Raw genomic sequence first — 7,725 nt, forward strand, 5'->3', positions numbered from 1 at the left:
CGGGAAGCACAGCGCCGCCGCCGGGCACCGGGGGGTTCCGGTGCCCGGCGGCGGCTCAATGAGGCCTTCAGTCCTGTGGCGCGCCGGCGCTGTGCTTGCCGTGGCTGGCGATGTAGAGCGCTGCGGCGGCCTGCGACTTCCGTTCTTTAAGGAGCCTGCGCTTCAGCCGGCTGAGCTCGGCCGCCGTCGCTGCCTGCTGGGCCGCCACTTCGCGTTGGGAGCGGAGCTGTTCCTGGATGTCCAGCACCAGCTTCCCCAGCTCCACCTGCTGCCGGGCCAGCAAATGCTGGGTGTCCTGCAGCTTCTGCACTGTCTCGGCAGTTGTTGCAGCGGCACTGGCCTTGGAGTCCTCTGCGTCGTAGTTCAGGGCAAAGGCCTTCTCGAGGTCGTCAGCGGTGAGTACCGCAGAACCCGCAGCCGGCACTGCGGAGGTGCCGCCGTCGTACGCCTTGCTGCCTGCGCTGCCGGAATCAAGGCTGCCGGCGCTGGCACGGCCAGCACCTGCATCACTGCCGGGCACAGTGCCCGCTGCCTGCGGCAGCTGCCCGGTGACGGCGGTCATCCCCGCTTCTCCGGCAGCGTTGGCCTGGATAGTGGATTCCGGGGTGATATCCACGGTGCGGCGGAGTGGCTTTTCCTTGATGAACAGGACCGCGAGCAGGGCCACCACGCTGACCGCGGCGGAGATCATAAAGATCCCGGCGGTGGCGTCACCGTAGGCGGCGCGCATGACTTCAGCCACCGGGGCGGGCAGGTCCTTCAGGTCCAGCGTGGCGCCGCTGTTGCCCGAGGCCTGGATCCCGAGCCTGGTGAGGCCGTCGGTGGCCAAATCCTTGACGTGGTTGGCCATGACGGCGCCCAGGACGGAGACGCCGATGGCGCCGCCAACCGAACGGAAGAAGGCAACGGACGCACTGGCCGAACCGATGTCGGACGCCTTCACAGTGTTCTGCACAGCGAGGACCAGGTTCTGCATCAGCATGCCCAGGCCGATACCAAAGATGGCGGTGTACAGGCCGGTCAGCCAAAGTTCGGTGGTGTGGTCCATGGTTCCCGCGAGCGCCAGGCCGCCGATCAAGAAGACGGTACCGCCGATCAGGAAGCGCTTCCACTTGCCATAGCGGCTGATGAGCTGGCCGGAGACCACCGAGCCCACCAGGTTGCCCGCGATCATGGGAAGAGTCAGCAGGCCGGCTTCGGTGGGTGTGGCGCCGCGGGCCACCTGGTAGTACTGGCCCAGGAAGGTGGAGGAACCGAACATGGCCACACCCACGGCCACGGACGCGAGGATGGCCAAGGCCGTGGTGCGCTCGGAGATGATCTTCAGCGGGATGATCGGCTGGGAGACCTTGGATTCAACCAGCACCAGCAGCGCGAGCAGGAGGACGCCGCCGCCCACCATCACTGCCGACTGCCAGGACCACCAGTCGTAGTAGTCGGCCTTGCCGGCGAAGGACACCCAGACCAGGAGCAGGCTCACGCCGCTGGTCAGGAGGATGGCACCGAGCCAGTCGATCTTGGCCGGCCGCTTGATGTGCGGAACCTTCAGCGTGACCTGGAGCAGGATCAGGGCCACGACGGCGAGCGGGACGCAGACGAAGAAGGTCCAGCGCCAGCCTAGCGGGCTGTCCACAATGAAGCCGCCCAGCAGCGGGCCGCCGGCGGTGCCCACAGCCATGACCGCGCCCATGTAGCCGGAGTACTTGCCGCGTTCGCGGGGCGGGATGATGGAGCCGATGATGGCCTGGGCCAGGGCCGTCAGGCCACCCATGGCGATGCCCTGGATCACGCGGGCGGTCAGCAGGAAGGGGATGTTTTCGGAGAAACCGGCCATCACGGAGCCGGCCACGAAGATCACGATGCTGAGTTGGACCAGGACCTTCTTGTCGAAGAGGTCCGCAAGTTTGCCCCAGATGGGTGTGGTGGCCGCGTTGGCCAGCAGGGCCGCGGTGATCACCCAGGCGAAGTCAGTCTGCGTGCCTTTGAGTTCGGACATGATGGTGGGCAGGGCGTTGGCCACGATGGTGCTGCTGAGGATCGCGGTGAAGAAGGCTGCCAGCAGGCCGGTGAGGGCCTCCATGATCTGCCGGTGGTTCATGGGGGCGCCGGGTTCGTGGCGTTTGGACTGCCGCGATTCCTGCTTCCCGGTCCGGGCGCGCTCGTGCTGCGCGGTGGCGGTGACGTTAGCCATTAAGTGACTCCTCCAAGGTTTTCTGTTCATTGGTGGCGCCGGTCGCCGTTGCCCGGGCTGATTTCTTCAGTGATTCTGTGAGCCTGCGGAGGGATTTCGCCGTGTCTCCGGCGTCCTCCTCGCTCCAGTCGCGCAGGTAGTCCTGCAGGACTGCGGTGCGCTGCTCCTCGATATGCCGGAGCTTCTCGGCGCCCGACGGCGTGAGGGCCACCAGCTGGGCCCGGCCGTCGTCGGGATCCTGCCTGCGCACCACGAGGCCATGCTCCTCAAGGTCGGCGATGTGGCGGCTGAGGACGGGAGCGCTGACGCCCAGCCGCTCTGCCAGCCGGGTGGCCCGGGTTTCCCCCTCCCCCACGAACCGCAGCACCCCTTGAAGGGCCACGCCCGTCTCCTGCCCGCGGACGCTGGCGGTGGAGATACACCGCACCGCGCGCTGGAGATCGAAGATTTGGTAGACGAGATCCGCTGCCGTATCCGGTGCTACTGCCATTGCTTCAGCACTCCTTACTTGTTTGCCTGAAGCAACTATATCTTAATCTGGTTGCTTTGGGAAACTAAAGGAGCGGACGCGGGAAACGCAAAAGGCCCCGGCTCCACATGTGGAGCCGGGACCTTCTTGGGCTATTCAGTAAGCGGCGGATTCTTCAGCGCCGGCGTCGTGTCATTCGGGGAGGTGGGTCGGGGCGAACATTTTCAGCAGCGTTTCCACCACGACGACGTTGGGCCCGTCCGCGGCAAATCCCGCCTTCAGCGCCTCCACCACGTCCTCCGGAGCCACTCTTGTGGCCGGCACGCCGAAGGCTTCGGCGAGTTTAACGAAGTCCGGACGCGCCAGTTCCGTGGCCGTTGCCTTGCCGAACGCACCCACCATGTATTCGCGCAGGATGCCGTAGCCGCCGTCGTCCACGATCAGCCAGGTGACCGGCACGTTGTGCTGCTTGGCAGTGGCAAGTTCGGAGATGGAGTACATGGACGAGCCGTCGCCGGAGACCGCGAGGACCCGGCCCGGCTTGCCCACCGTTTCCAGGCCGACTGCTCCGCCGATCGCCGCCGGAAAGCCGTAGCCCAGGCCGCCGGCACCCTGGGCCGAGTGGAACTGGCCCTCCCGTGCGTCCCAGCAGCTCCAGGCCCAGTACGCGGAGATGGTCATGTCCCAGAAGGTCTGCATGTCCGCCGGCACTGCTTCGCGGATGTCGGCCATGAACTTCAGTTCCTTGGCCAGGTCCTGTGATTCCAGACGTGCGCGCACTTTGGCCAGCGAGTCCTGCACCAGGTCTTCCGGGGAGGTGCCGTGCCAGCTGGGCGTGGCGCGGCCGGCCTCGAGTGCTTCGTCCAGGGCAGCGAGGGCCTGGCCGGCGTCGGCGCGGATGCCCAGGCCGGGACGATTGGATTCGAGGACCCGGGGTTCGGCGTCGATCTGGATGATCCGGCCGCGCGGGGCAAAGGTGAAGTAGTTGGAGGTGACCTCCCCCAGGGACGAACCGATGACCACCAGGACGTCCGCGTCCTCCAGCAGATCGGTCATATGGCGGTCCTCGATCCAGGACTGCAGCGACAACTCGTGGTTCCAGGGGAAGGCACCGTTGCCGCCGGGGGTGCAGATCACCGGGGCGCGGAGTTTCTCCGCAATGGACAACAGGGACTTCTCAGCGCGGCCCCGGCGGGTTCCGCCACCGGCGATGATGGCCGGCCGTTCTGCCGCCTGCAGCCACTTGACCGCTTCGCGGACCAGCTCCACGCGCGGCGGGTTGTCCGCCGCTTCCGCGAGCGCGTCCTCCACCGGCGGCACCATGATCGGATCGAGCAGGACGTTCTGCGGGATCTCGATCCACACCGGCCCCTGGGGTGAGGAGATCGCTTCGGTCCAGGCGTCCTGGATGGCGGACGGAATACCCGAGGCGTGCTGGATCAGCCGCTGGCTTTTGCTGACGTTCGCGGCCGATGCCTTCTGGTCATCAAGCTGATGCAGCATACCTTTGCGCCGCGCGCCGAGGCCTTCCAGCGGGATCTGGCTGGCCACTACCACCATGGGTACACCCGTGGCATAGGCTTCCTGCAGCCCGGCCAGGGAGGTCAGTGCGCCGGGACCGGTGGAGAGGAAGAGGACACCCACTTCGCCGGTGGCACGCGAGTAGCCGTCCGCCGCGAAGGCGGAGTTGTTCTCCACCCGGGAAGATACAAACTGCAGGTTCCCCCGGCCCATCGCATCAAACAGTCCCAGGGCGTGCTGGCCGGGAATACCAAAGACAGTCTTGGCGCCCAGCGCTTCCAGGGTCTCGACGACGAGGTCCCCGCCATTGCGTTCCCCCGTGCAGCCGTTTTCCCCTGCGGTCACAGCTGCCGTCACCGGATCGAAATCGATCATCCGGGCTACTCCTTGCCCGCGGCGGCGAAGCCTGCCGGTCGGCGGACCTCCTGGCCGAGGGCCTGTGCCGCGTAGCCCGTTGCCGCGCCGAAGCGGTCACCGTGTACCGCGTTGTCCGACATGAGGGTCACCAGTTCGTAGGCGACGTGGCTGGCGGCGACGCCGGTGATTTCGGCGTGGTCGTAAGCGGGGGCAACTTCGACGACGTCGGCGCCCACCAGGTTCATGCCGCGGAAGCCCCGGATGATCTCCAGGAGTTCACGGCTGGTGATGCCGCCCGCTTCAGGGGTGCCGGTGCCGGGAGCGTGGGCGGGGTCCAGGACGTCGATGTCCACGGAGATGTAGAGGGGACGGTTGCCGATCCGGTCGCGGACCTTGGCCACGGTTTCCAGGACGCCCTGGTAGTAGACGTCAGCGGAGGTGACAATGCCGAACCCGAAGCGGTGGTCGTCGTCGAGATCCTTTTTGCCGTACAGCGGGCCGCGGGTGCCGATGTGGCTGATGGCTTCGGTATCGAGGATGCCTTCCTCGACGGCCCGGCGGAAGGGGGTGCCATGGGTGTACTCGGCGCCGAAGTAAGTGTCCCAGGTGTCCAGGTGCGCATCGAAGTGAAGCATGGCGATGGGTCCACCCGCACGCTCGGCGGCGGCCCTCAGCAGGGGCAGCGCAATGGTGTGGTCCCCGCCCAGGGTGACCAGCTTGCTGCCGGCGGCCGTGAGGTCCAGGGCATTCTGCTGGATGGTCTCGATGGCTTCGTTAATGTTGAAGGGGTTGACCGCCATGTCCCCGGCATCCGCCACCTGGACGTTCTCAAACGGGCTGACGTCCCACGCAGGGTTGTAGGGACGCAACAGGCGGCTGGCTTCGCGGACGTGGTTGGCGCCGAACCGGGCGCCCGGGCGGTAAGAGACTCCGGAGTCGAAGGGCACGCCCACCACCGTGACATCGGCCTTGGCCACCTGGTCAAGGCGCGGAAGCCGGGCGTAGGTGGCGGCCCCGGCGTAGCGGGGAATACGGGATGAATCGATGGGGCCAAGGTTGCCGTTGGCTTCGATGCGCAGCTCTTCCAATGGAGGCCTCTCCTTCGAGGAGTTGAGGGACTGATGTGACTGCCATCATACACCTCGGTTTTCTAATGCGCACCAACTGTTTACCTCAGCTGTAGCCCGCATCTGCGTTCCCTCCCGGTTACTGCGGCAAGAGCACGCTGGACAACCCGGAATCCCGGCGCTTTCGCCGCAATCAACGCGGCGGGCCGCTAGGTAACCGGGCAGGAATGCCCACCCTTGCCCCGGAATTTACCCACATACAACTGCCCGCAGGTTCCCACAGGGCAGCCTCCAGCGTCAGATGGCGGTATGGAAATTCTCGACTACCTGAAGCGGGCCGGCGGGGTGGCCCGTTCAGCACAACTCCTGGAGGCCGGATTCTCACGCCGGGACCTGCTTCGACTCAAGGAGTCCGGCGTAACCCAGCCCAAGCGCGGGGTTTTTGCCCTGCCGGACTGCGATAAGGCCCTCCATGCTGCAATCCGGCACAACGCCCGGATCAGCTGCGCCAGCGCCGCCGCGCATTACGGACTCTGGCTAAGGCAACCACCCGAACGGCCGCACTTGGCCTGCAACCATGGCCACGGCAACGGATTCGTCCGGCACCGCACCGTCAGGTTCCACGGGCATCCGCTCATGCCGGTCGCAGCGGTGGAAGATGTTGCCCTGCAAGCACTCGGCTGCCTGGCACCTCCGGCATCCACTGCAATGGCCACCTCCGCGATCCGCCTGCATGGTGTGCCGCGGGAACTGTTGGCGGACCAGTTCCGGGCGGACCGCTCGGGAACAGCGCTGCGGGCCTTGCGGGACATCGATCTGCGGGCCGAATCCATTGTGGAAGTCGATGCACAGCACCTGTTCCGGACGAACGGCATTGACTATCAGGCCCAGGTGTTTCTCCCGGGCATCGGCAGGGTGGATTTCCTCCTGGACGGCTTCCTCATTGTCGAGATCGACGGCTTCGCGTTCCACTCACAACGGGCTGACATGCTCCGGGACCGGGACCGGAACAACGCGTCAGCGGTCAAGGGCTTCGCCGTCCTGCGCTACATGCCCGAACATATCTGGTTCAGCCCTGACCGGGTGGCAGCAGAAATCAAGGCGGTTCTGGCAGCCCACCGGCCGCCGGTCCGTTAAAGACCGTGCAGTCCAGCCCAGTTACTCCGGGACAGCGGACCCGGGCAGGGCTGACTTACGCCCGGACAAGCGGCAGCCGGTGCGGACCGGCGAAAGCAACCGGGCAGGAACGCACGCAGCCAAAGGGGGAGGCTACCGGCTGGCGGCGGGAACCAGGACCCAGAGAACCTCGACGGGTTTGTCGGTGGGGTTGACCCACGTGTGCGGTTCGCGGCCGGGGAAGGTGACAGTGTCCCCGGTGTTCAGGTCGTACTGCTCATTGGTGAGGATCAGCCGGATGCTGCCCTTGATCACGTGGAGCACGTCAACATCGCAGTCCACGGCGTAGAGCTCGGACTCGCCGCGGCCGTGCGGCTCGATGCAGGCCTGGATGATCTGGATCCGCCGCTCTGAGCGGGCGGTCAGCAGGCGCTCCACGATCCCCTGGCCGCCGAGCGAGATCCGGGGCCCGTCGTTGCGCTTGGTCAGGTGGGTTTCCGGCGCCGCAAAAAGGTCGCCGATGGAAATCGACAGGACCTGGCAGAGCGTGACAAGCGAGGCCACGGAGGGGGACGTGAGGTCGCGTTCCACCCGGCTGAGGAACCCCTTGGTGAGCCCGGTGGCGTCGGCAACCTGTTCGATAGTGAGCCGCTGCGACTGCCGGGCGGCCCGGATCCTGGAACCGATGGCAACCGGCACGTTGCTCGGCTCAACTGGCAGTGCCTTCATCTGCGTACCTTTCATGGCCGGCGGCCCGGCCCCGGCTCTGGAGCAATACTAATGGCCAGCCGCTTCTGTGACGCTCCCATGGCGGGCGTGCCCCGGCGAGCAGCAGCGCGTGCGCCAGTGCGCCCTTGACTGTTACCACGGTCACAGCCTACTCTTTGGAAACATCTGTTGCCTATCGGGCAATAATCGAGAACCTGCTCCCACCCCACCCCGTGCAGCGGTTTCCTCCCGTTCCCCCTTCCGGAAGCCTCCCCGGCTGCCGCACAGTCCAAGGA

6 protein-coding genes are annotated in these 7,725 nt (G+C 66.3%); 1 reads left to right on the plus strand and 5 read right to left on the minus strand.

The annotated features are described in order from the left end of the window. Positions 1 to 67 precede the first annotated feature (67 nt). From FNL14_RS22230 to speB, 4 genes are all read right to left on the minus strand, one after another. Positions 68 to 2,191, minus strand: a complete 2,124-nt coding sequence (locus tag FNL14_RS22230) for an MDR family MFS transporter (RefSeq protein WP_142064776.1) — start codon at positions 2,189 to 2,191, stop codon at positions 68 to 70. Next, positions 2,184 to 2,681, minus strand: coding sequence for a MarR family winged helix-turn-helix transcriptional regulator (locus FNL14_RS22235; RefSeq protein ID WP_142064779.1), 498 nt, complete (start codon positions 2,679 to 2,681; stop codon positions 2,184 to 2,186). Before FNL14_RS22235 ends, FNL14_RS22230 begins: the two co-directional genes overlap by 8 nt. A 171-nt stretch (positions 2,682 to 2,852) precedes the next feature. Next, positions 2,853 to 4,556 (minus strand): thiamine pyrophosphate-binding protein, encoded by a 1,704-nt coding sequence (locus FNL14_RS22240; protein ID WP_142064782.1) that lies wholly within the window; start codon positions 4,554 to 4,556, stop codon positions 2,853 to 2,855. A gap of 5 nt (positions 4,557 to 4,561) precedes the next feature. Then, on the minus strand, positions 4,562 to 5,626 hold the full coding sequence (speB, locus tag FNL14_RS22245) for an agmatinase (RefSeq protein WP_142064785.1): 1,065 nt from the start codon (positions 5,624 to 5,626) through the stop codon (positions 4,562 to 4,564). 288 nt (positions 5,627 to 5,914) lie between these two features. Here speB and FNL14_RS22250 point away from each other — a divergent pair, with 288 nt between their 5' ends. Next, a complete protein-coding gene (locus FNL14_RS22250) occupies positions 5,915 to 6,742 on the plus strand; it encodes a type IV toxin-antitoxin system AbiEi family antitoxin domain-containing protein (protein ID WP_142064788.1) in 828 nt (275 codons plus the stop codon). Between the two features lie 132 nt (positions 6,743 to 6,874). On the opposite strand, the gene FNL14_RS22255 is transcribed toward FNL14_RS22250, so the two are convergent. Further along, complete coding sequence (locus FNL14_RS22255) at positions 6,875 to 7,450, minus strand: cupin domain-containing protein (RefSeq protein ID WP_050056198.1); 576 nt, start codon at positions 7,448 to 7,450, stop codon at positions 6,875 to 6,877. Between the last annotated feature and the right edge of the window lie 275 nt (positions 7,451 to 7,725).

Origin of the sequence: Pseudarthrobacter sp. B4EP4b (assembly GCF_006680095.1) — a bacterium.
In the GTDB taxonomy this organism is placed as follows: domain Bacteria; phylum Actinomycetota; class Actinomycetes; order Actinomycetales; family Micrococcaceae; genus Arthrobacter.

Coding starts and splice junctions, on each gene's coding strand:
- FNL14_RS22230 (WP_142064776.1), bottom strand. CDS start 2,191: ATGGCTAACGTCACCGCCACCGCGCAGCACGAGCGCGCCCGGACCGGG.
- FNL14_RS22250 (WP_142064788.1), top strand. CDS start 5,915: ATGGAAATTCTCGACTACCTGAAGCGGGCCGGCGGGGTGGCCCGTTCA.
- FNL14_RS22235 (WP_142064779.1), bottom strand. CDS start 2,681: ATGGCAGTAGCACCGGATACGGCAGCGGATCTCGTCTACCAAATCTTC.
- FNL14_RS22255 (WP_050056198.1), bottom strand. CDS start 7,450: ATGAAGGCACTGCCAGTTGAGCCGAGCAACGTGCCGGTTGCCATCGGT.
- FNL14_RS22240 (WP_142064782.1), bottom strand. CDS start 4,556: ATGATCGATTTCGATCCGGTGACGGCAGCTGTGACCGCAGGGGAAAAC.